Origin of the sequence: Pseudomonas sp. ACN5, from assembly GCF_002303975.1 — a bacterium.
In the GTDB taxonomy this organism is placed as follows: Bacteria; Pseudomonadota; Gammaproteobacteria; order Pseudomonadales; family Pseudomonadaceae; genus Aquipseudomonas; species Aquipseudomonas laurylsulfatiphila.
On sequence record NZ_MRCP01000003.1, the window covers coordinates 113447 to 134847 of the forward strand.

A 21401-nucleotide genomic window follows, 5' to 3' on the forward strand; every position below is an offset into this window, starting at 1 on the left:
GATGGCGGTAAACCATACCGGGTGATGTAAGGCCGAGATCAGTGGGCAAAGTGCCTCCTGTGTTTCAACCTATGGCCAAGGGGCGGTGGGTTGGGACGCTGTATCATCCCGTAGCGTTTTCGCCCCCGACCTTTTCTCGACTCGCTGCAATCGCCGGCTAGGCTTTTGACTCCGCAGCGGTCAATGGAGTGACAGCTTATGCACAACACCCTGGAACAGGTTTTCGGTTATCCACAGTTTCGACCCGGTCAGGAGGCGGCCGTCAGTGCCGTGTTGGCCGGGCGTTCGGCGGCGGCGATTTTCCCCACCGGTTCCGGCAAATCCCTTTGCTACCAATTGCCGGCGTTGTTGCTGCCGCACCTGACGCTGGTGGTCTCGCCGTTGCTGGCGTTGATGCAGGATCAACTGGCGTTCCTGCAACGCCACGGCATCTCGGCGGGCAGTATCGATTCGGCCCAGAGCCGCGATGACGCCAGCGATGTCATGGCTCGGGCAAAATCCGGTGAACTGAAGATTCTGATGATCTCGGTGGAACGCCTGAAGAACGAGCGCTTCCGGCATTTTCTGCAGCAAGTACCGATCTCGCTGCTGGTGGTGGACGAGGCGCATTGCATCTCCGAATGGGGGCACAACTTTCGCCCGGACTACCTCAAGCTTCCCGACTATCAACGCCAGTTCAATATCCCTCAGGTGCTGCTGCTGACCGCAACGGCGACGCCCAGGGTCATCGCCGACATGCAGGCGAAGTTCGCCATCGCCACCGACGATGTGGTAACCACCGGTTTCTATCGCCCGAACCTCAATTTGCTGGTGGAACCGGTTCGTGGAGCGGACAAGCGCAGACGCCTCGTCGAGTGGATGAGCCTGCGTGCGGACCAGCCCAGCATCGTCTACGTCACCCTGCAAAAAACGGCGGAACACATCGCCGAACACCTGAACCGCAACGGCATTCAGGCCGAGGCCTATCACGCCGGGTTGCCTCATGAACAACGGGAAGCGATCCAGCGCCGCTTCATGGGCGGGCAGTCCAATTGCATCGTTGCCACCATCGCCTTTGGCATGGGCATCGACAAAAGCGACATCCGCAATGTGGTGCATTTCGACCTGCCCAAATCCATCGAAAACTACAGCCAGGAAATCGGTCGCGCCGGGCGTGACGGGCAGCCGTCGGACTGCCTGGTGTTGGCCAACCGCGACAGCCTCAACGTGCTGGAGAACTTCGTCTACGGCGACACCCCCGAGCTCGATGGCATTCGTTGCGTGCTGGACGAGATGCTTGCCGCAGCACCCGAAGGGCAGTGGGAGTTTCTGCTGGGGCCGTTGGCGGATCAGAGCAATATTCGCCAATTGCCGCTCAAGACCTTGCTGGTGCAACTCGAACTGCGCGGGTTGATCGCACCGCGTTACGCCTACTACGCCGAGTACCGTTTCAAGTATCTGGAGGAGCCCGAGGCACTGTTGGCGCGTTTTGAAGGCGAGCGCAGGGATTTTGTCGCTGCGATCATCCAGACCTCCAGCCGCGCCCGGACCTGGGCTACGGTGAATTTCGAGACGTTGCACGAGCAGCATCAGGCCGAGCGCAGTCGGGTGGTCAAGGCGCTGGACTACTTCCAGGAGAAGGGTTGGGTGGAGCTCGAAAGCAAGCAGATGACCGAGGTCTACAGCGTGCTGCAAAGCGGGTTCGACAGCGCCGCGTTGAGCGAAGAGCTGCACAGTTATTTCACTCGGCATGAACACACCGAGATCGCGCGGATTCACGCGATGCTGGATCTGTTCGCCACCGACCGTTGCCTGGGCTATCGCCTGGCCGAGTATTTCGGCGACCACAATGCTCCGCAGCAATGTGGTCATTGTTCGGTGTGTCATGGGCATGTGGCGCGGCTACCGGCACCACCAGAGTTGCCGGCGCTTGTGGATAAAAATTTCGAAGCGTTGTGTGGCGACTTTATCCACAGGCACGAGCAGCACACGGACAACGTGCCTTCGGCTGAACGCGTGACGCGGTTTCTGTGCGGGATCAGCGTGCCGCTGTTCACCAAACTCAAGGCACGGGCGATTCCCGGATTTGCGGCGCTGGAAGATTATCCGTACGCCGAGGTACGCGGGTGGGCCCAGCGGCATCTGGCAGGCTGAACCACAACCCTTGTGGGAGCGAGCTTGCTCGCGATGAGGCCGGCACATTCAACAGTGATGGTGACTGACAAATCGCCATCGTCGGAACGCCGCCCGGAGCAAGCTCGCTCCCACAGGGATTTACGGTGTACTCAAAGGGCTATATCCATCCGCTGAATGTTGCTCATCACAGGAATAAATTTCAAAAATGTGCAGTGGCTGACTATGGTGGTGGCTGTCTTCGGATCGCCAACAAGAGAACAAAACATGAGCCAGACACCGTCGAATATTCAGCGCGCCGCCGTCATCGGCGCGGGCACCATGGGCCGTGGCATTGTCATGTGCCTGGCCAACGCCGGAGTGGCCGTGCAGTGGGTCGACAACAATCCGCAAATGCTGGAACAGGCAATGGCAACCGTGGCGGACACCTATGCCCACAGTGTGCGTCAGGGCCGCATTGATCAGGCAGAAGCCGACGCCCGTATCGCGCGCGTAACGGCGGCCGATGGTTATGTGGCCATCCGCGATGTCGACCTGGTCATCGAAGCGGTGTACGAAAACCTTGAGCTCAAGCAGAAAATCTTCCGTGAGCTCGATGGCCTGCTCAAACCTGAGGCGATTCTGGCGAGCAATACTTCGGCGCTGGACATCGACGCTATCGCGGCAGTCACACGCCGGCCACAGCAAGTGCTGGGCCTGCATTTCTTCAGCCCGGCGCACATCATGAAGCTGCTGGAGATCGTCCGTGGCGCGCAGACTGCTCCGGCAGTCCTTGACGCGGCGCTGACGCTCGGCCAGCGCATGGGCAAGGTCAGTGTAGTGGCGGGCAATTGTGACGGTTTCATCGGCAACCGCATGCTCAATACCTATGTGCTTGAGGCGCGGAAAATGCTGCTCGAAGGGGCTTATCCCTACCAGGTGGACGCAGCGCTGCAAGGGTTCGGTTTCGCCATGGGGCCGTTCCGCATGTTCGACGTGGTAGGCGTCGACCTGCAGTGGCGAGCACGGCAACTGTCCGGTGTCGGGCAGGACGCGCCTGAAGTTCAGGTGGACAATCGACTGTGCGAGATGGGACGTTTCGGCCAAAAGAGTGGCAACGGTTTTTACCATTACGAACCGGGCAGCCGGCAGGCCGAGCACGATCCGCAGGTCGATGCACTGGTGCTTCAAGTCAGTGAAGAGCTGGGATTTCAGCGTCGCGATATCGGCCCGGAGGAGATTCTCGAGCGCTGCTTGCTGGCACTGGTCAACGAAGGCGCGAAGATCCTGCAGGAAGGCATTGCCGGATCGGCTCGGGATATCGATCTGGTCTACCTCAATGGTTACGGTTTTCCGGCGGACAAGGGCGGGCCGATGGCCTGGGCGGATCAACAAGGGCTGGCGGATATCCATCGGCGCCTGATCGATCTTGAGACGCGTCAGGGCGATCACTGGAACCCGGCGCAGTTGATTGGAGAGTTGGCGGTGGCGGGCAAGGGCTTTGCTGACATGTGATTGATGTGGCGCTTGCAAGGGCGCCTTCGCGAGCAAGCCCGCTCCCACACTGGATATCGGTCGTACACAAAATTTGTGTTCACCGAAGATCAATTGTGGGAGCGGGCTTGCTCGCGAAGAACGATAACGCGGTTTTCGCCTTAGACTTGGTGAACTCATTCCAGGATGCAACGCCAATGCCCCAACGCACCGACTACCCCCACTTCCAGCCCATCACCACCCGCTGGCACGACAACGACGCCTACGGTCACATCAACAACGTCACCTATTACAGCTTCTTCGATACGGCGGTGAACACTTACCTGATCGAAGTCGGCGGCCTGGATATCCATGACGGCGAGGTGGTGGGGTTCGTGGTGAGCTCCTCCTGTGATTACTTTGCGTCCATCGCGTTCCCGGATCGTATCGAGATCGGTCTACGCGTGGGCAAGTTGGGCAACAGTTCGGTGCAATACGAACTGGCCGTGTTCAAGCAAGGCGAGGATGAAGCCTGTGCGGCAGGGCGCTTCGTGCATGTGTTTGTCGATCGCGGGTCGAATCAACCCGTGGCGATTCCTGCCAGGTTACGCGGGGCGCTGGAGCGTCTGGTGGTTCAGTAAGGCAAAAAAAATCGCAGCCCTTGGGCTGCGATTTTTGTTGTACTGATCAGCGAGGCGCTCGAGGCCTTAGTCGCGGTAGTACTTGTGGCGGTGCTTGCGATGGCCATAGGCATGGCCGCGGCCTGGATGGCCGTCACGGTAGTAACGACGATCACCATGGCCGCGATACGAACGACGATCGTCGTCGTCATCATTATCGTACTCTTTGCCCATGTAGTTACCCAGCGCGCCACCGGCGCCGCCGCCTGCTGCTGCGCCGATCAGGCTGCCGGTGGTGCCGCCCACGCTGCGGCCGACCACGTTACCGCCCGCGGCGCCCAACGCACCGCCAATGGCCGCTTCGCCACGGCTGTGTTTGTTTGCGCCGACGGCACTACCACCCGCGCCGCCCAGGGCCGCGCCGATGGTGGAGCCTGTACTGCCGCCTAACGACTGACCGACGACCGAGCCTAGAACCCCGCCCAATGCGCCGCCTACACCGGCTTCGGTGGTGCCGCCAGCAGACGCGATACCGCTGACCAGGCCAAGGGACAACAAGAGAATCGAGGAGAACTTCATGGAGGAACCTCAAGGGGATGACGGCGCGATCCTGAGGCTCTGGAATGGGCGTGACAATCGAAATCCGACGAATAACACGACTTGTATACAATATTGCAAGTTGCTGTTTTTTGGGCGGAACTTAACGTTTTTTTGCCGGTCTTTTACTACTTCGCAAAGGCCGTTTCCATGAGGAAACGGCCTTTTTTGTGGGCGAAAGGAAAGTGCAGAATTCAGAAAGTTTGTTGTTTGATCTACCGTATTCGTCGGAACGCCGCCCGGAGCAAGCCCGCTCCCACATTGAATCTCTGCCGTTCACAAAATTTGTGTTCGCTGAAGATCCAATGTGGGAGCGGGCTTGCTCGCGAAGAGGCCGGCTCAGGCGACGCGTTACGCAGACCTGGCCATGATCAACCCGGTCTCGCTCGCCGCTTCCAACCGGATCGCCACGAACTTCGATGTCGGGGTATGGCTGCCATCGCCGGTGCTTTCCAGCGGCACCAGCGGATTCACTTCCGGGTAGTACGCCGCCGCTTGCCCGGCCGGGATGTCGAATGCCAGCAGTGTGAAGCCCTTCACCCGACGTTCGACACCATCGTCCCAGAGCGAAACGATGTCAGCCTTTTGCCCCGGTTTGAAGCCCAGGCGAATGATGTCGGCCTCGTTGACGAACAACACGTCGCGTTGTCCCTTCACCCCGCGATAGCGGTCATTCAGGCCGTAGATCGTGGTGTTGTACTGATCGTGGGAGCGCATCGATTGCATGATCAGGTCCGGCAGCACACCGGTGGCGCGGGTGCGTTCGTGCACCAGGTCTTTGGGCAGTGCGTTCGGGCGGAAGTTGGCCCGGCCCGAGGCGGTGCTCCACTTGCGTGCGCCGGCACTGTTGCCCAGGTAGAAACCGCCGGGATTCTTGACCTTCTCGTTGAAGTCGTTGAAACCGGGAATGGTCTCGGCGATCAGGTCGCGGATGCGGCTGTAGTCGGCCACCAGCCAGTTCCAGTCCACCGGGTGGCTGCCCAGGGTCGCGGCAGCGATGCCGGCCAGGATCGCCGGTTCCGAGCGCATCTGGTTCGACAGCGGCTGCAACTGGCCATTGGAGGCGTGGACCATGCTGAACGAGTCTTCGACGGTGATTGCTTGCGGGCCTTCGTTCTGGATATCGATGTCGGTGCGGCCCAGGCACGGCAGGATCAACGCGTCCTTGCCGTGGGTCAAATGGCTGCGGTTGAGCTTGGTACTGATCTGCACGGTCAGGTCACAGTTTTGCAAAGCCTGGAACGTGCGCGGGCTGTCCGGCGTGGCCTGGGCGAAGTTGCCGCCCAGGCCGATGAAGACTTTCGCCCGGCCTTCGGCCATGGCATGAATCGCCTCGACCACGTTGTGGCCGTTGTGGCGTGGCACCTTGAACTGGAAGCGGCGCTCCAGGGCATCGAGAAAGGCTGCCGGCGGACGTTCGTTGATGCCCATGGTCCGGTCGCCCTGCACGTTGCTGTGACCCCGCACCGGGCACAGGCCGGCACCCGGGCGGCCAACGTTGCCGCGCAGCAGCATCAGGTTGGCGATCTCCTGGATGGTCGCCACCGAATGGCGATGCTGGGTGATACCCATGGCCCAGCACATGATGACGTTCTTGCCCTTGGCGTACATGCGCGCCGCTTGCTCGATCTCGACCAGGGTCAGGCCGGACTGCTCGACGATCTGCTCCCACGGGGTGTCGTCGATGACTGCCAGGTACTCCAGCACATTGGCGCTGTGCTCATTGAGGAAGTCATGGTCGAACACCGCGGGTGCGCCGGTTTTCTGTGCGTCGCGCTCCCACAACAAGATAAATTTCGCCATGCCGCGCATGATCGCCATGTCACCGCCCAGGGCTGGGCGGAAGAACGCGGTGTTGGTCGGTTTGTCGCCGTTGGTGAGCATTTCGATCGCGTGTTGCGGGTGCTGGAAACGTTCCAGGCCGCGTTCCTTGAGCGGGTTGATGCACACCACTTGCGCACCGCGTTTCACCGCTTCACGCAGCGGTTCGAGCATGCGTGGGTGGTTGGTGCCGGGGTTCTGGCCCCAGACGAAAATCGCATCGGCGTGTTCGAAATCGTCGAACGTCACGGTGCCTTTGCCGACGCCGACACTTTGCGACAGCGCCACACCGCTGGCCTCGTGGCACATGTTCGAGCAGTCAGGGAAATTGTTGGTGCCGTAGGCGCGCACGAACAGCTGGTACAAATAAGCCGCTTCGTTGCTGGCACGGCCCGAGGTGTAGAACTCGGCCTGGTCCGGGCTCGACAAGCCGTTCAGGTGTTTGGCGATCAGTGCAAAAGCGTCGTCCCAACTGATCGGTTTATAGCGGTCCGTTTCGGCGTCGTAGCTCATCGGCTCGGTCAGGCGACCCTGGTATTCGAGCCAGTAGTCGCTCTGCTCCAGCAACGAAGTGACGCTGTGTCTGGCGAAGAATTTGGCGTCGACACGGCGCTTGGTCGCTTCCCAGTTCACCGCCTTGGCGCCGTTCTCGCAGAACATCACCATGCCCTTTTCCGGAGAATCGCCCCAGGCGCAACCCGGGCAGTCGAAGCCACCGTTCTGGTTGGTCTTGAGCATGATGCGCAGGTTTTTCAGTGCGTTGTCGCTGGTCAACCAGGCCTGGGCCACACTGATCAGAGCACCCCAGCCACCGGCAGGACCTTTGTAGGGCTTGTAGCGAGGGACGGGGGTCTGGTCGGCTTGACGGTGTTGACTCACGCTTGATTCTCCAACGTTGGGCTGTAGACCCGCGGCGCATTCTTCTGTGGCAAATGGATGAGGTTGAGGTTGTGGCGCCGAGCCCATTGCACGGCAAGGCCCGTGGGCGACGACAGGCTGACCAGGGTCTGGATGCCGGCGCGCAGGACTTTCTGGATCAATTCGAGACTGCAGCGGCTGGTGACAATCGCCAGCCCGCCGGCGGTCGGGATGTTTTGGCGGACAAGGGCACCGATCAGCTTGTCGAGGGCGTTGTGTCGGCCTATGTCTTCGCGGCCCATCAGCAACTCGCCCTGGTCGTTCATGAACACCGCTGCGTGCACCGCACCGCAATGCTGGCCCAACGGCTGGAAGGCGCCGATGCGCTGGCGCAGGCCATCGAGCCATTCAACGGGTGGCAGCGGGGCGCCGGGCAATACCTGAAGGTCCGGCAACGCCTGCTCGACCGCTTCTACGCCGCACAGCCCGCAACCGCTGGTGCCGGCCAGTTGCCGACGCTGCTGCTTGAGGTTCCAGAAGGCGCGATTGGCGATGGTCACTTGCGCGTATTGCGCCGAGCCCGAGCCGCTCAGTTGCAGGTCGTAGATGTCCGTGGCGTCCTGGATGATGCCGCTGCCCAGGCTGAAGCCGACAATGAAGTCCTCCAGATCCGTTGGCGTTACCAGCATGACCGCCTGGCTGATGCCGTTATAGGCAATCGCCAACGCGACTTCCTCGGCCAGCGCGGTGCTGTCCGATTCGACGCTTTCCGTTTCGGTGGGGCGGAAATTGCTGTAGCTGTACGTCTGGCTGGCGGCGGGCGCGGGCGTTTCGAGGGCAGGCGCCGCGCAGGCAGGGCGCTTGGTGTTCATGGCATCACCCACGGTTTGATCAGCTTTAAGACTAGGCGCGGCAAACTGTCGCGTCTAATCGCTAATACTGATCTACCGATAGATGCCGTCGATCAAGCGCTCGCCAGTGATTGCTGATAGATCGCGAAACAGGCTTCCGCCAAGGCCGAGCGTGGCGCGCTGCGACGCATGATCAGCCCCAGGCGGCCAAGGGTCTGGGCGTTCTCGATCGGTTGCAGGCGCAAGTGTTCGGTCAGTCCTTCGAGGCCGCCGTCCAGGGGCATCACGGCGCAACACAGGCCGCCGTGCACGGCTTGAAGCAGTTGATGGACGGCGTCGGTCTGCAGCAAGGGTTGTGGGGTGAGGCCGCGGCTATGGAAGTTATGGTCGATGGACTGGCGAAAGTGCATGCCGCTGGTGAGCATGCCCAGTGGCAGTTCGATCAACGATTCCCAGCTCAGCGGCGCCTCGCCAAAGGTGAAGAAGCGTTGGTCGTAGAGCAGACCCATGCGGGTTTCGCTGAAGGCCAGGGAGTCGAAATGTTCGGCGTCCAGGCGTTCCAGGTAGGAAACACCGAGATCCAGGCGATTGTTCGCCAGTTGTTCGAGGATCTGTTCCGAACTCAACGCTGAAAGCTCGAAGCGCAGGTTCGGGTGTTGGGCGTGCAGGCGTTGCAGCAGGGGCAGCGGATCGAAGTTCGACAACGGCACCATGCCCAGGCGCAACGTGCCGACCAGATTGCCGCGACAGGCAGCGGCCTCGGCATACAAGCCGTCATAGGCCGCCAACACCGTGCGCGCCCAGGCCAGCACCCGCTCGCCCGGCGCGGTGAAGCCTTCGAAGCGCTGGCCGCGATTGACCAGCGGCAGCTCGAGTTCTTCTTCGAGGCTGCGCAGGCGCATGGACAGGGTCGGCTGGGTGATGTGGCAGCGTGCGGCGGCCTGGCCGAAATGGCGGGTTTCGTCGAGCGCGATGAGGAATTTCAGCTGCTTGATGTCCATCTTCGCTCCTGGGCGCGGGAAGGTGCGGATTCTATCGCAAGCGGGGTCATTGGTCGGGTTGGATTCGCAAGTGGCGGCCGTGGTCTAGGCTTTTGCGTCTGGAACCCCAACCCCAAGGAGAGTGCACCATGAGTCTTTTGAGCTTTGTGAAGGAAGCAGGCGAAAAACTGTTGGATCTGCTGACGCCAGGCAACGCCAATGCCAGTGAACAGTTGAAGGAGCACATCAGCAAGGTCGGCCTGGGCAACCCGAATGTGCAGGCGACGGTCGATGGGGACAAGGTGACCGTGACCGGTGAGGTGGCAAGCCAGGAAGAGAAGGAAAAAATTCTGTTGGCCGTGGGCAATATTGCCGGGGTTGGCAGCGTGGATGATCAGATCACTGTGACCGGGCCGGTGGTGAAGGCCGCGGTGTTTGTCACCGTCGTGAAGGGCGACACCCTCAGCGCGATTTCCAAGCGCGTGTACGGCGATGCCAACAAGTACAACAAGATTTTCGAAGCCAACAAACCGATGCTGTCGCACCCGGACAAAATCTACCCGGGGCAGTCGTTGCGGATTCCTGAGTAAGTCGTCAAACCGCGTGATGGCCATCGCGGGCAAGCCACGCTCCCACAGAATCTGAGCCGTTTCACAAAGGATGCGAACGACGCAGATCCTGTGGGAGCGTGGCTTGCCCGCGAAGCAGGCGCCTCGGTATCAAAGTCCTGCGATCAAATCCCGATAATCCCCGACCGCCGCAAACTCCGCCGTATCCTTCGGCCCCTTGCGACTATCCGGCTCGCGCACGGCCAGCAAATGCGCCACACCAAAATCCCGCGCACTGCGCAGGATCGGCAAGGTGTCGTCGATGAACAGGCTGCGCGCCGGATCGAAATCGATATCGGCTTGCAGCGCATCCCAGAACTGCGGGTTTTCCTTGGGGAAACCGTAGTCATGGGAACTGATCAGGCGTTCGAAGTAGGGTGCCAGTTCGATTTTTTCCAGCTTCAACGACAGCGCATCCCGATGGGCATTGGTGATCAGCACCACGCGCTTGCCGGCCCGTTTGATGGCCGTCAGAAAGGTATCGGCATCCGGGCGCAGGGCGATCAGATGCGCGGTTTCCAGTTTCAGGTCGCGCACCGACAGCTTCAGTTCGGCACTCCAGAAGTCCAGGCAGTACCACTGCAACTGGCCGGCATTGCGCTCGAACAACGGCTGCAATTCCATCTCGGCCATGGCCCGGCTGACCCCGTGCAATTCGGCGTAACGCTGGGGCAGGTGCTCCATCCAGAAGTGGTTGTCGAAATGCAGGTCAAGCAACGTGCCGTCCATGTCCAGCAGAACGGTATCGATGTCGGACCAGGGTAATGAAGGCATGGCAACGTCTCGGGCAGTAGAAAGATTTCTGGCGTAAACAAACGGGAAAGCCGCGTTATAGTAGCGCGTTCACGCCAAGGAGCTTTGCATGCGCCAGAAACCCACCATACTCGCCCGCGAAATTGTCGCCACCAGTCGATTGTTCTGCGTGGAGGAGCTGAAGCTGCGCTTTTCCAATGGCGTGGAGCGTACGTATGAGCGCCTGGTTGGCAAAGGGGCCGGGTACGGCGCGGTCATGATCGTGGCGATGCTCGATGCCGAGCATGCGGTGCTGGTCGAGGAGTATTGCGGCGGCACCGATGAATACGAAATGTCTTTGCCCAAGGGTTTGATCGAGCCGGGCGAAGACGTGTTGGCGGCGGCCGAGCGTGAGCTCAAGGAAGAGGCCGGGTTCGGCGCGCGACAGCTGGAGCACCTGACCGAGTTGTCGCTGTCCCCCGGTTACATGAGCCAGAAGATTCAGGTGGTGCTGGCCACCGACCTCTACGAAGCGCGCCTGGAAGGCGACGAACCCGAGCCGATGCGGGTGGACAAGGTCAATCTGCGTGAACTCTCGGCGCTGGCGCAAAACCCGCAATTTACCGAAGGCCGTGCCTTGGCGGCGCTGTACCTGGCCCGAGACCTGTTGGCTCAGCGCGGAGCGTTCCAGTCATGAATTTCCCGCATCCGTTGATGGCACCGGTCATTGAGCTGGCCCTGCGAGCCGGTGATGCGATCCTGCCGTTCTGGCGTACAGGCACGGCCGTCACGGCGAAGGCGGATGATTCGCCGGTGACCGCTGCTGACCTGGCCGCGCACCACCTGATTCTGGCCGGACTGACGGCGCTGGATCCGGGCATCCCGGTGCTCTCCGAAGAGGACGCCAACATTGCGCAAAGCGTGCGGGCCGGATGGCAGCGCTGGTGGCTGGTCGATCCGCTGGATGGCACCAAGGAGTTCATCAGCGGCAGCGAAGAGTTCACCGTCAACATCGCCCTGATCGAAAACGGTCGGGTGGTGTTCGGTGTGGTGTCGATGCCGACCAACGGTCGCTTCTATGTCGGTGGCGCCGGCCTCGGCGCCTGGCGCGGCGATAAAGGTGGTACGCCCGTGGCGATCAAGGTGCGTGATGCATTAGCGCCCGGAGAGTCGTTCACCGTGGTGGCCAGCCGTCGCCATTCGAGCCCGGAGCAGGAACGTTTGCTGGCCGGGTTGAGCGCCAGTCTTGGCGAGCTGCAACTGGTCAACATCGGCAGTTCGCTGAAATTCTGTTTGCTGGCTGAAGGGGCCGCGGATTGCTATCCGCGCCTGGCACCGACTTCGCAGTGGGACACGGCGGCGGCGCAAGGCGTACTGGAAGGTGCGGGTGGTGAGGTGCTGGAGCTGAGCGGTGAGCCGTTCAGCTATCCGGCGCGGGAGTCGCTGTTGAATGCGTTCTTTCTGGCGTTGCCGGCGAAGGCTGCTTGGCGGGAGAAGCTGCTGGGATTGGCACGCGCATAAGATCGTTCCCGCGCGCTGATGAAAATCCTTGTGGGAGCGAGCTTGCTCGCGATGGCGGTGGGTCAGGCAACTACAATGTTGGCCTGGACGACCCCATCGTCGGAACACCGCCCGGAGCAAGCTCGCTCCCACAGGTTTTGTGGTGGTCCCGATTTAGCGGTGCAGCACGTACTGCCCGACAAACCTCACCGCATCTTCATCACGACCTTCATTGACGACCCGTGTATGCAGCGTCAACCGCGCTCGGCTGTACCGCTGGAACGTGGTCAGAAATTTCTTCCAGATCACCGGATCCGGCGCCTGGCAAATGGCGTTGGCATCGCCCGTCACCGGCAGCGGATAGCTGATCTGCCCTTCCTGAATCACGATGTGCCCGTCCGTGATGCCTTCTTCCTTCAGGCGCAGATGCAGCCAGCCCCAACCGGCCAGGACCGCGCCGCAATACAGGCTGCCGCCGAACATGGTGCTCTTGTGGTTGACGTTGGCGTCCAGCGGCAAGTGCAGGCGCAGTTGCTGGTCATGCCAGTCGAGCACTTTGAGGCCCATGTCCCGGGTGAGGGGAATGTCGTGATGGAGGACTGATTCCAGTTGTCGACTGTCGCGGCTCATTCAGGGGGCCTCTTGCTTGAAGTGGATGATTGGACGGTAGCTCAGTCGAGGTCGTCAGGGTGGGCTGAAGCGCCACTGTCCGAGAAACTCAAACCGTGCTTGCGCAGTTTGTCGTGCAGGGTCTTGCGCGGAATGCCGAGGGCTTCGGCGACGCTGCGCACGGAGCTGTGCGAGCGCGCCAGTTCGGCGGCGATAAGGGTTTTTTCGAAGTTCTCCACTTGCTCGCTCAAACCGCCGCTGACGACTTCGGCCAAAGGGCCAGCGCCGCCTTCCGGTGTGCTGTTGTCGAGGGCCAGTTCCAGCCCGAGGGCAAAACGCTCGGCCGCATTTTGCAGCTCGCGTACGTTGCCGGGCCAGGTGTGGCGCAGCAGCAAGGCACGTTGTCCCGGTTGCAGTTCATGGGGCGGCAAGCCGTGGCGGGCACTGGCTTCATCGGCGAAATACTGGAACAGCATCAGCGCGTCTTCGCCCCGTTCGCGCAAGGGTGGAATCCGCAGCGGCGCGACGTTCAGGCGGTAATACAAGTCGGCACGAAAGCGCCCTTGGTCCGCTGCCTGGCGCAGGTCTTCCTTGGTCGCGGCGATGATGCGGATGTCCAGCGGGATTTGTTGATTGCCGCCCAGGCGTTCGACCACGCGCTCCTGCAGCAAGCGCAGCAATTTGACCTGCACATCCAGGCTCATGCTTTCGATTTCATCGAGGAACAGGGTGCCGCCATTGGCGAATTCGAACTTGCCGATGCGGCGTTTCTGCGCGCCGGTGAAGGCGCCGGGCTCGTGGCCGAACAGCTCGCTTTCGACCACTGATTCGGCCAGGGCACCAGCATTGATCGCCACGAACGGACCGTTGCGACGGCTTGATAGATCGTGCAGCGCCCGGGCCACGACTTCTTTGCCGGCGCCGGTTTCGCCGAGGATCAGCACGTCGGCCTTGGTCGCCGCCAAGGCGCCGATCTGCTCGCGCAGGCGCAGCATCGAAGGTGAATGGCCAACCAGGCGGGCGCTCAGCTCGTTGCGGTCGCTCAAGGCCAACCGCAGGCTGCGGTTGTCCAGCACCAGCCGGCGCAGGGCCAGCGCGCGGCGCACGCTGTCGAGCAAGGCGTCGCTGGCGAACGGCTTCTCGAGAAAGTCATAGGCCCCGGCGCGCATGGCCTGCACCGCCAGTGGCACATCGCCGTGGCCAGTGATCAGCAGCACCGGCAATTCAGGGTCCTGGGCGTGCAGTTCGGTCAGCAGTTCCAGACCGTCCATGCCAGGCATGCGGATGTCGCTGACCACCACACCCGGCCAGTCGCGCTCCAGTTGCCCGGCCAGGCCCTTGGCTTCGGCCAGCGGCAGGATCTTCAGGCCGGCCAGATCCAGCGTCTGGCTCAAGGCCTGGCGCAAGTGGGGATCGTCGTCGATCAACACGACCTGAATGCGGTTGTCGATGGTCATGCACTTCGGTCCTCGGACGGTTGCAGGCTCACGCCTGGTGCGCCTGCGCGCAGCTTCAGGGTAATCAGGGCGCCGCCTTCCTTGTGGTTGGCGAACGACAGTTCACCCCCGAAGGCGCGCATCAGGGTTTCGCAAATCGCCAGACCCAGACCGAGACCCTGGGTTCGAGTCTTGGTGGTGTAGAACGGCTCGCTGGCGCGTCCAAGGGCCTCCATGCAAAAGCCCGGGCCGTTGTCGCGAATGTACAGGTTGACGCCTTCGGCCGTGGATTGGGCACTCAACCAGAGTTTGCGTGGCGGGCCTTTTTCCGTCAGGGCATCCAGGGCGTTGGCCAGCAGATTGCCGAGCACCTGGCGCAGGCGGGTTTCCCCGGCCTCGACCCACAGGGTGGCGGCGGGCAGATCACGGATCAGCTCGACGTCCATGCTGCGTCGGCGCTTGGCCAACAAGGCCAGGGCATCATCCAGTGCCGGTTGCAGGGCCACGCTTTCCGGGGCATGCCGGTCGCGCCGGGCAAAGGCGCGCAGGTGGGCGATGATCGAGGCCATGCGACCGGTCAGTTCGCTGATCAGCTTGAGATTGCCGCGGGCATCGTCGGTGCGCTGGTGGTCGAGCAATATCTCGGCGTTTTCCGCATAACTGCGAATGGCTGCCAGTGGCTGATTGAGTTCATGGCTGATGCTCGCCGACATGGTGCCCAGTGCCGACAGTTTGCCGGCCTGGACCAGATCGTCCTGGGCGCGGACCAGCTCCTGCTGGGCCTGCTCGCGTTCCAGTACTTCCTGTTTCAGGCGCCGGTTCAGGCCTTCGAGATCGCTGGTGCGCTCGGCGACCCGACCTTCCAGTTCGCGGCGGGCCTTGGCTTCGAAAGCAATGCGATCCAGGTAATGGCGGCGGCGCTGCATCATCAGGCCAAGCAACAGCATCACCACCAGCAGCGTTGCACCGCCGATGGCCACCACCGTGCGCACCGGACGGTCGATCAAGGTGCGCGGGGCGAGGATGCTGACATTCCAGCCGGTTTCGGCGATCTGCTGGGTCTGGGTCAGCCAGGCGTTGGGGTTGAGCTCCAGCGGTTTGGGATCGCGGGTTGGATAGGGCTGGATCGCAGTGATGGCTTTGCTTTCGGCCTCGCTCAACGGGCGGGTCGAGCGGAATCGCCACTCCGGTCTCGAGGTGAGAATGACCACCCCGTTGTGGTCGGTCAGCAGCAGTTGTTCCGGGGTTTTGCCCCAGAGGCTTTCGGTGTGGTCGAGGTCGACCTTGACCACCAGCACCCCTACGATTTTTTCGCCATTGCGTACGCCGGCGGCGAAGAAGTAACCGCGCTTGGCGGAGGTGGTACCCAAACCAAAGAAGCGCCCGAGCCGCCCGGCCATGGCTTCGCTGAAATACGGCCGGAAGGAAAAATTGCGCCCGACAAAGCTGTCGTGCTTGTCCCAGTTGGAGGCGGCCAGCGTCTTGCCGGTGGCGTCCATCAGGTACATGACTTCGGCACCGGTCTGGGTGGCGATATTTTTCAGCAGGCGGTTGGCATTGCCCTGGGTGACGCCATCGTCCGGTGCACCGACAACAGCGCGCAGGGCCGGCAGGTCACCGAGGATTTGCGGCAACACTTCATAGCGGTGCAGGGTGCCCAACAGGTTGGCGACATAGAGGTCGAGGGTCTGACGATTCTGGCTGGCCAGTTCGCTGCGGTAATAGCGCTCGGCCAGATGCTCCAGCGGCCACAGCAACGGCGCCAGGCACAGTGCCAACAAGGCCAGGCTGCGCCAACGGGGTCTGGGGGGGAGAGTTGGTTTCATGAGCAGCATGCGCCTATGGGTACAGGCGCATTATGCCTAGGCTTGCCCGCCTTGGGTCAGTTGCATCTTGAAAGGCGAGTTTCAGCCGGTCTTTCAGGCAAAGACGTCGGCGTCCTTGAAAAACACGCCGGCCTGATCTTTAGCCGACAGTTGCGGTGTGCCTTCGAGTTGCCAGTCGATGGCCAGGTCCGGGTCGTCCCAGCGAATGCTGCGTTCGGCCGATGGCGTGTAGTAGTCGGTGGTTTTGTACAGGAACTCGGCAAATTCGCTGAGTACGACAAACCCGTGGGCAAAGCCTTCCGGGACCCAGAGCTGCCGATGATTGGCGGCGGACAGCCGCACGGCGACCCATTTGCCGAAGTGCGGCGAGCTGCGACGGATGTCCACGGCGACGTCCAGCACTTCACCGACGGTGACGCGGACCAGTTTGCCCTGGGTATTTTCCAGCTGGTAATGCAGGCCGCGCAGCACACCCTTCTGCGAACGGGAGTGATTGTCTTGAACGAACTCAGTGTCCACCCCGGTGGCCTCTTTGAAGGCCCTGGCATTGAAACTTTCGTAGAAGAAACCACGCTCGTCACCAAAGACCTTGGGTTCGAGGATCAGAACACCGGGCAGGTCGGTGGTCACTACGTTCATGGTGGGCTCTCCAGTTGCATGCGTTTAATGGCCGCCATTCTTGCGCAAAGTGCCATTCGAGGCGAGTGCCAGAACCAAAACCTGTGGGAGCGGGCTTGCTCGCGAAGAGGGCGTGTCAGTCACATTCAGGCTGCCTGTCACCCCGCCTTCGCGAGCAAGCCCGCTCCCACAAATGCCCTCATAGCAGCTTGCGGGGGGTTGCGTATCGCCCGAAGCAGTGGCGATATAGGCGCCTAATAAAATTTCAGGGGTTGTTGTATGCCGCTCGCCACGTTGATTCATCGCGCCAGTTTGCCCAGCCCGCAGGTGTCTGCGGAGCAAGCGCTAGAGCTCCTGGAAGAACATTACGGGTTCAGCGGCAGACTTCAGGCCCTGGGCAGCCAGCAAGACCTGAACTACCGCGTCGACAGCGAGCGGGGACGTTTCGTCCTGAAAATCTGCCGTGGCGACTACTCGGTCGTTGAGCTTCAGGCACAGCATGCCGGGCTCAAGCACTTGGGCGCGCACCCCGATGTCCATGTGCCGCGCGTTATCGTGGCGAAAAACGGTGCAGACCTGCTGTCTCTGGACGTGGGTGGCCAGGCCGTGCACGTTCGCCTGCTCGACTACATCGAAGGCCAGCCGCTGACGAGCCTCGGTCATTTCAACCCGACGGTGGTGTCCGGTTTCGGTCGCCTGTGCGGTGAAATGGACCTGGCCCTGGCGGATTTCGACCATCCGGGCCTGGTGCGAACCCTGCAATGGGACGCCCGCCATGCTCACGCCCTGATCGCGCACTTGCTGCCGGTGATCAAGGATGAAGCCCAGCGCAAACTGATCGTCGAAGCGTCTGCACAAGCCGAGCGGCATTTGCAGCCGCTGGAAGCCAGGCTGCCGGTGCAGGCCATTCACATGGACATCACCGACGACAACGTGGTGTGGCAGCGCGATGCGCAACGCCATTGGCAACTGCAAGGCGTGATCGATTTCGGTGACCTGGTGCGTACCTGGCGCATTACCGATCTGTCGGTCACCTGCGCCGCGCTGCTGCATCATGGCGAGGGCGATCCGTTCTGCATTTTGCCGGCAATCCAGGCGTACCACGCGGTCAACCCCTTGCAACACGAAGAGCTGCTGGCGCTGTGGCCGCTGATCGTCGCCCGTGCGGCGGTGCTGGTGCTCAGTGGCGAACAGCAGGTCAGCATCGATCCGGGCAATGCCTACAGTCGCGATAACCTGGTCCATGAATGGGAAATCTTCCGGGTGGCCGCGTCGGTGCCGTTGGCATTGATGGAAGCGGCGATCCTCACTGCCGTCGGCCAGAACCTGCCCACCATCGGCAGTGAAGGCTTTGCACCGCTGTTGCCAAGTCTGGTGGGGCGAGAGTTCGCCTTGATCGATCTGGGGGTGCTCAGCCCGCATTTCGAGGCCGGGAACTGGGAGCAGGAGGGTGTCGATCAGCGCCTGCTGGATGAAGCGGCCGTGGCTCATGGTCTGGCGGCCAGTCGCTATGGACAGTACCGCCTGTCCCACACTCGCCCGGACAGCGCCACCGAACCGGACACTTGCCCCTTGCACGTTGAACTGCGTGTACCTCAGGGCTCGACGGTCGAAGCACCGTTTGCCGGTGTGGTGCACCACCCGTCGACGGGCATGCTGCAACTGGACGGCCCGCAATTGAGTGTGCGGCTTTGGGGTGTCACGCCGTCGCTGCACAGCGGCGCGGCACTGGTCAAAGGCCAGGTACTGGGTTCGGTCAGCGGGCCGTTGATCGTGCAGTTGAGCCGTGGCGCGTCGATCGATGCGCCGTTGTTCTGCACGCCATCGCGCGCCGCTGCCTGGCAGGCACTGTGCCCATCACCCGCAGCACTGCTGGGGCTGGCCTGTGATGCCGAAGCAGAACTCGACGGCGCGACCTTGCTGGCCCGGCGTGACGCCAGTTTCGCCCGTACGCAAAAACATTATTACGTCGACCCGCCGCGCATCGAGCGTGGCTGGCGCAACCATTTGATCGACATGCAGGGGCGCTCCTACCTCGACATGCTCAACAACGTCGCGGTATTGGGCCACGGTCATCCGCGCATGGCGGCGGTCGCCAGCCGCCAGTGGTCGTTGCTCAACACCAACTCGCGTTTCAACTACGCGGCCGTGGCCGAGTTCTCCGAACGCTTGCTGAAACTGTCCCCTGACGGCATGGACCGCGTGTTTCTGGTCAACAGCGGCAGCGAGGCCAACGACCTGGCGATTCGTTTGGCGTGGGCCTACAGCGGCGGCCGCGACATGCTCAGCGTGCTGGAGGCCTATCACGGCTGGACGGTGGGCGCGGACTCGGTGTCGACCTCGATCGCCGACAACCCCAAGGCCTTGAGCAGCCGCCCGGACTGGGTACACCCGGTGACCGCGCCAAACACCTATCGCGGTGAATTCCGTGGCCCCGACAGTGCGCCTGATTATGTGCGCAGCGTCGAGCACAACCTGGCGAAAATCGCCGAACAGAAACGCCAATTGGCCGGCTTCATCTGCGAACCGGTGTACGGCAATGCCGGTGGTATCTCGCTGCCACCAGGCTATTTGAAGCAAGTCTATGGCATGGTCCGGGCCCAGGGCGGCGTGTGCATCGCCGACGAAGTGCAGGTCGGCTACGGACGCATGGGCGATTTCTTCTGGGGCTTCGAAGAGCAAGGTGTGGTGCCGGACATCATCACCATGGCCAAAGGCATGGGCAACGGTCAGCCATTGGGCGCGGTCATCACCCGCCGGGAAATCGCCGAGGCGCTGGAGGCCGAGGGTTATTTCTTCTCCTCCGCCGGTGGCAGCCCGGTCAGTTGTCAGGTCGGCATGGCCGTGCTGGACGTGATGGAAGAGGAAAAGCTCTGGGAGAACGCTCAGGTCGTTGGCGGTCACTTCAAGCAGCGCCTCGAAGCGTTGATCGATATTCATCCGTTAGTGGGCGCGGTGCACGGTTCCGGTTTCTACCTGGGCGTCGAGTTGATCCGCAACCGCGAAACCCTGGAGCCGGCCACCGAGGAAACCACCGCGCTGTGTGATCGTTTGCGTGAGCTGGGGATCTTCATGCAACCGACCGGCGATTACCTGAACATCCTCAAGATCAAGCCGCCGATGGTCACTTCGCGCCAGAGCGTGGATTTCTTCGTGGACATGCTGTCGAAGGTGCTGGCGGAAGGGTTGTAGACACATTCCCCCTGTAAATGCGGGCCAATGTGGGAGCGGGCTTGCTCGCGAAAGCGGCATTCCAGGCTCAATATTTGCGTCGGATGTACCGGCCTCTTCGCGAGCAAGCCCGCTCCCACAGGAAGGGTGGTGTTAATTCGATTGATATCGGCTTTCTGTCGGTTATTTTTGTAGCTACGGATTGACGGTGCTTTAAAAGCCGATATTTATCGGATATAAAGTGGCCAGTCCACGGCGTGTACCCATGCGCTTTCTTTTCTGTCAGGCATCAACGCCACTCCGGAGTCCTGAGTCATGACCACGTTGAACAGCACCCCTCGCGCCGACGGCTTCTACATGCCAGCCGAATGGGCCCCCCAAACCCAGACCTGGATGATCTGGCCTGAGCGCCCGGACAACTGGCGCCTGGGTGGCAAACCGGCACAGGCCGCCCACGTGGCCGTGGCCAAGGCCATCGCCCGTTTCGAGCCGGTCACCGTGGCGGTTTCCGCCGGCCAGTACGAAAACGCCCGTGCCCGTCTGGACGTGCCGAATATTCGCGTAGTGGAAATGTCCAGTGACGACGCCTGGGTTCGCGACTCCGGCCCGACTTTCGTCATCAATAACAGTGGCGAAGTCCGTGGCGTGAACTGGGACTTCAATGCCTGGGGCGGTTTTGACGGCGGCCTGTATTCGCCGTGGAACCGTGACTCGCAGGTCGGCGGCAAGATCCTCGAGATCGAACGCAGCCCGCGTTACCGCACCGAAGGCTTCGTACTTGAAGGCGGTTCGATTCACGTCGACGGTGAAGGCACGCTGATCACCACTGAAGAGTGCTTGCTCAACCGCAATCGCAACCCGCACATGAACCGCGAAGAAATCGAAGCGGTCCTGAGTGCGAACCTGGCTGTGGATAAAATCATCTGGCTGCCGGATGGCTTGTTCAACGACGAAACCGACGGCCATGTGGATAACTTCTGCTGCTACGTGCGTCCGGGTGAAGTGCTGCTAGCCTGGACCGATGATCCGCAGGACCCGAACTACCCGCGCTGCCAGGCGGCGATGAACGTGCTGCAAGGCAGCACCGACGCGAAGGGTCGCCCGTTCACGGTGCACAAAATGCCGATCCCGGGCCCGCTGTTTGCGACCGAGGAAGAATGTGCCGGCGTCGATCCGGTAGACGGTACTCAGGAACGTAACCCGACTGTTCGTCTGGCCGGTTCCTACGTGAACTTCCTGATCGTCAACGGCGGCATCATCGCGCCATGCTTTGACGACCCGCAGGATGGCCCGGCAAAGGAAATCCTGCAGAACCTGTTCCCACAGCATGAAGTGGTGATGGTGCCTGGTCGCGAACTGTTACTGGGGGGCGGCAATATTCACTGCCTTACCCAGCAGCAACCCGCGCCGCACAAGGAGTGAGTGAGGTTGTAACATCTTGAGTTGATTGCGAAATTTCTCAAACTGTAAATCAGCCTCCCGCCATGCGCAGAGCCCGCAGCCCTTCAGGGTTGCGGGCTTTTTTGTATCCGCGAGGCCACACTTCAGACACCTTGGCACAGCTCTTGTATCTCTGCTGGTGTAATTCGGGGAGGGGGAGGACTTCGATG

17 protein-coding genes are annotated in these 21401 nt (G+C 61.6%); 8 read left to right on the plus strand and 9 right to left on the minus strand.

Annotated features, from left to right (window positions below):
• Nucleotides 1–198: 198 nt before the first annotated feature.
• The 3 genes from BSF40_RS06655 (at nucleotide 199) to BSF40_RS06665 (ending at nucleotide 4205) form a co-directional block, all read left to right on the plus strand.
• Entirely contained in the window at nucleotides 199–2133 is a 1935-nt protein-coding gene (locus tag BSF40_RS06655) for an ATP-dependent DNA helicase RecQ (RefSeq protein ID WP_095964520.1), read from the plus strand.
• 246 nt (nucleotides 2134–2379) lie between these two features.
• Nucleotides 2380–3606 (plus strand): 3-hydroxyacyl-CoA dehydrogenase, encoded by a 1227-nt coding sequence (locus BSF40_RS06660; RefSeq protein WP_095964521.1) that lies wholly within the window; start codon nucleotides 2380–2382, stop codon nucleotides 3604–3606.
• 176 nt (nucleotides 3607–3782) lie between these two features.
• Nucleotides 3783–4205: a thioesterase family protein gene (locus BSF40_RS06665; RefSeq protein WP_095964522.1), complete on the plus strand. Its 423-nt coding sequence runs from the start codon at nucleotides 3783–3785 to the stop codon at nucleotides 4203–4205.
• 66 nt (nucleotides 4206–4271) lie between these two features.
• Here the strand turns inward: BSF40_RS06665 and BSF40_RS06670 are convergent, their stop codons facing one another.
• The 4 genes from BSF40_RS06670 to BSF40_RS06685 form a co-directional block, all read right to left on the minus strand.
• On the minus strand, nucleotides 4272–4763 hold the full coding sequence (locus tag BSF40_RS06670; RefSeq protein ID WP_095964523.1) for a glycine zipper domain-containing protein: 492 nt from the start codon (nucleotides 4761–4763) through the stop codon (nucleotides 4272–4274).
• 369 nt (nucleotides 4764–5132) lie between these two features.
• On the minus strand, nucleotides 5133–7481 hold the full coding sequence (locus tag BSF40_RS06675; RefSeq protein ID WP_095964524.1) for an FdhF/YdeP family oxidoreductase: 2349 nt from the start codon (nucleotides 7479–7481) through the stop codon (nucleotides 5133–5135).
• Nucleotides 7478–8332, minus strand: a complete 855-nt coding sequence (gene fdhD, locus BSF40_RS06680) for a formate dehydrogenase accessory sulfurtransferase FdhD (RefSeq protein ID WP_095964809.1) — start codon at nucleotides 8330–8332, stop codon at nucleotides 7478–7480. Before fdhD ends, BSF40_RS06675 begins: the two co-directional genes overlap by 4 nt.
• 92 nt (nucleotides 8333–8424) lie before the next feature.
• A complete protein-coding gene (locus tag BSF40_RS06685; RefSeq protein ID WP_095964525.1) occupies nucleotides 8425–9312 on the minus strand; it encodes a LysR family transcriptional regulator in 888 nt (295 codons plus the stop codon).
• Between the two features lie 128 nt (nucleotides 9313–9440).
• On the opposite strand from BSF40_RS06685, the gene lysM reads away from it, so the two are divergent.
• The gene (lysM, locus tag BSF40_RS06690) at nucleotides 9441–9881 is read left to right on the plus strand and encodes a peptidoglycan-binding protein LysM (RefSeq protein ID WP_007972838.1); all 441 of its coding nucleotides are present in this window, start codon (nucleotides 9441–9443) and stop codon (nucleotides 9879–9881) included.
• 129 nt (nucleotides 9882–10010) lie between these two features.
• Here the strand turns inward: lysM and yrfG are convergent, their stop codons facing one another.
• Nucleotides 10011–10673 (minus strand): GMP/IMP nucleotidase, encoded by a 663-nt coding sequence (gene yrfG / locus BSF40_RS06695; RefSeq protein ID WP_015093038.1) that lies wholly within the window; start codon nucleotides 10671–10673, stop codon nucleotides 10011–10013.
• An 88-nt stretch (nucleotides 10674–10761) separates the two neighbouring features.
• Here yrfG and nudE point away from each other — a divergent pair, with 88 nt between their 5' ends.
• Nucleotides 10762–11328: an ADP compounds hydrolase NudE gene (gene nudE / locus BSF40_RS06700; RefSeq protein ID WP_095964526.1), complete on the plus strand. Its 567-nt coding sequence runs from the start codon at nucleotides 10762–10764 to the stop codon at nucleotides 11326–11328.
• Nucleotides 11325–12152, plus strand: coding sequence for a 3'(2'),5'-bisphosphate nucleotidase CysQ (cysQ, locus tag BSF40_RS06705; protein WP_095964527.1), 828 nt, complete (start codon nucleotides 11325–11327; stop codon nucleotides 12150–12152). The genes nudE and cysQ overlap by 4 nt, the downstream gene beginning before the upstream one ends.
• A gap of 153 nt (nucleotides 12153–12305) precedes the next feature.
• Here the strand turns inward: cysQ and BSF40_RS06710 are convergent, their stop codons facing one another.
• The 4 genes from BSF40_RS06710 to rfbC form a co-directional block, all read right to left on the minus strand.
• Complete coding sequence (locus tag BSF40_RS06710) at nucleotides 12306–12761, minus strand: YiiD C-terminal domain-containing protein (RefSeq protein ID WP_095964528.1); 456 nt, start codon at nucleotides 12759–12761, stop codon at nucleotides 12306–12308.
• A 41-nt stretch (nucleotides 12762–12802) separates the two neighbouring features.
• A complete protein-coding gene (locus BSF40_RS06715) occupies nucleotides 12803–14197 on the minus strand; it encodes a sigma-54 dependent transcriptional regulator (RefSeq protein WP_095964529.1) in 1395 nt (464 codons plus the stop codon).
• Nucleotides 14194–16002 carry an ATP-binding protein gene (locus BSF40_RS06720; RefSeq protein ID WP_095964810.1) on the minus strand — a complete coding sequence of 603 codons (1809 nt, stop codon included), beginning with the start codon at nucleotides 16000–16002 and terminating at the stop codon, nucleotides 14194–14196. Before BSF40_RS06720 ends, BSF40_RS06715 begins: the two co-directional genes overlap by 4 nt.
• 93 nt (nucleotides 16003–16095) lie before the next feature.
• The gene (rfbC, locus tag BSF40_RS06725) at nucleotides 16096–16641 is read right to left on the minus strand and encodes a dTDP-4-dehydrorhamnose 3,5-epimerase (RefSeq protein WP_095964530.1); all 546 of its coding nucleotides are present in this window, start codon (nucleotides 16639–16641) and stop codon (nucleotides 16096–16098) included.
• Between the two features lie 258 nt (nucleotides 16642–16899).
• Between rfbC and BSF40_RS06730 the strand changes: the two genes are divergently transcribed.
• Both BSF40_RS06730 and aguA read left to right on the plus strand, forming a co-directional pair.
• Nucleotides 16900–19812, plus strand: a complete 2913-nt coding sequence (locus BSF40_RS06730; RefSeq protein ID WP_095964531.1) for an aminotransferase — start codon at nucleotides 16900–16902, stop codon at nucleotides 19810–19812.
• A gap of 294 nt (nucleotides 19813–20106) precedes the next feature.
• Nucleotides 20107–21213 (plus strand): agmatine deiminase, encoded by a 1107-nt coding sequence (aguA, locus tag BSF40_RS06735; RefSeq protein ID WP_095964532.1) that lies wholly within the window; start codon nucleotides 20107–20109, stop codon nucleotides 21211–21213.
• Nucleotides 21214–21401: the final 188 nt, after the last annotated feature.

What these genes read in the sequence shown, in the direction of transcription:
- BSF40_RS06655 (WP_095964520.1), top strand. Translation starts at nt 199, where the DNA reads ATGCACAACACCCTGGAACAGGTTTTCGGTTATCCACAGTTTCGACCC.
- BSF40_RS06660 (WP_095964521.1), top strand. Translation starts at nt 2,380, where the DNA reads ATGAGCCAGACACCGTCGAATATTCAGCGCGCCGCCGTCATCGGCGCG.
- BSF40_RS06665 (WP_095964522.1), top strand. Translation starts at nt 3,783, where the DNA reads ATGCCCCAACGCACCGACTACCCCCACTTCCAGCCCATCACCACCCGC.
- BSF40_RS06670 (WP_095964523.1), bottom strand. Translation starts at nt 4,763, where the DNA reads ATGAAGTTCTCCTCGATTCTCTTGTTGTCCCTTGGCCTGGTCAGCGGT.
- fdhD (WP_095964809.1), bottom strand. Translation starts at nt 8,332, where the DNA reads ATGAACACCAAGCGCCCTGCCTGCGCGGCGCCTGCCCTCGAAACGCCC.
- BSF40_RS06685 (WP_095964525.1), bottom strand. Translation starts at nt 9,312, where the DNA reads ATGGACATCAAGCAGCTGAAATTCCTCATCGCGCTCGACGAAACCCGC.
- lysM (WP_007972838.1), top strand. Translation starts at nt 9,441, where the DNA reads ATGAGTCTTTTGAGCTTTGTGAAGGAAGCAGGCGAAAAACTGTTGGAT.
- yrfG (WP_015093038.1), bottom strand. Translation starts at nt 10,673, where the DNA reads ATGCCTTCATTACCCTGGTCCGACATCGATACCGTTCTGCTGGACATG.
- nudE (WP_095964526.1), top strand. Translation starts at nt 10,762, where the DNA reads ATGCGCCAGAAACCCACCATACTCGCCCGCGAAATTGTCGCCACCAGT.
- cysQ (WP_095964527.1), top strand. Translation starts at nt 11,325, where the DNA reads ATGAATTTCCCGCATCCGTTGATGGCACCGGTCATTGAGCTGGCCCTG.
- BSF40_RS06710 (WP_095964528.1), bottom strand. Translation starts at nt 12,761, where the DNA reads ATGAGCCGCGACAGTCGACAACTGGAATCAGTCCTCCATCACGACATT.
- BSF40_RS06715 (WP_095964529.1), bottom strand. Translation starts at nt 14,197, where the DNA reads ATGACCATCGACAACCGCATTCAGGTCGTGTTGATCGACGACGATCCC.
- BSF40_RS06720 (WP_095964810.1), bottom strand. Translation starts at nt 16,002, where the DNA reads ATGAAACCAACTCTCCCCCCCAGACCCCGTTGGCGCAGCCTGGCCTTG.
- rfbC (WP_095964530.1), bottom strand. Translation starts at nt 16,641, where the DNA reads ATGAACGTAGTGACCACCGACCTGCCCGGTGTTCTGATCCTCGAACCC.
- BSF40_RS06730 (WP_095964531.1), top strand. Translation starts at nt 16,900, where the DNA reads ATGCCGCTCGCCACGTTGATTCATCGCGCCAGTTTGCCCAGCCCGCAG.
- aguA (WP_095964532.1), top strand. Translation starts at nt 20,107, where the DNA reads ATGACCACGTTGAACAGCACCCCTCGCGCCGACGGCTTCTACATGCCA.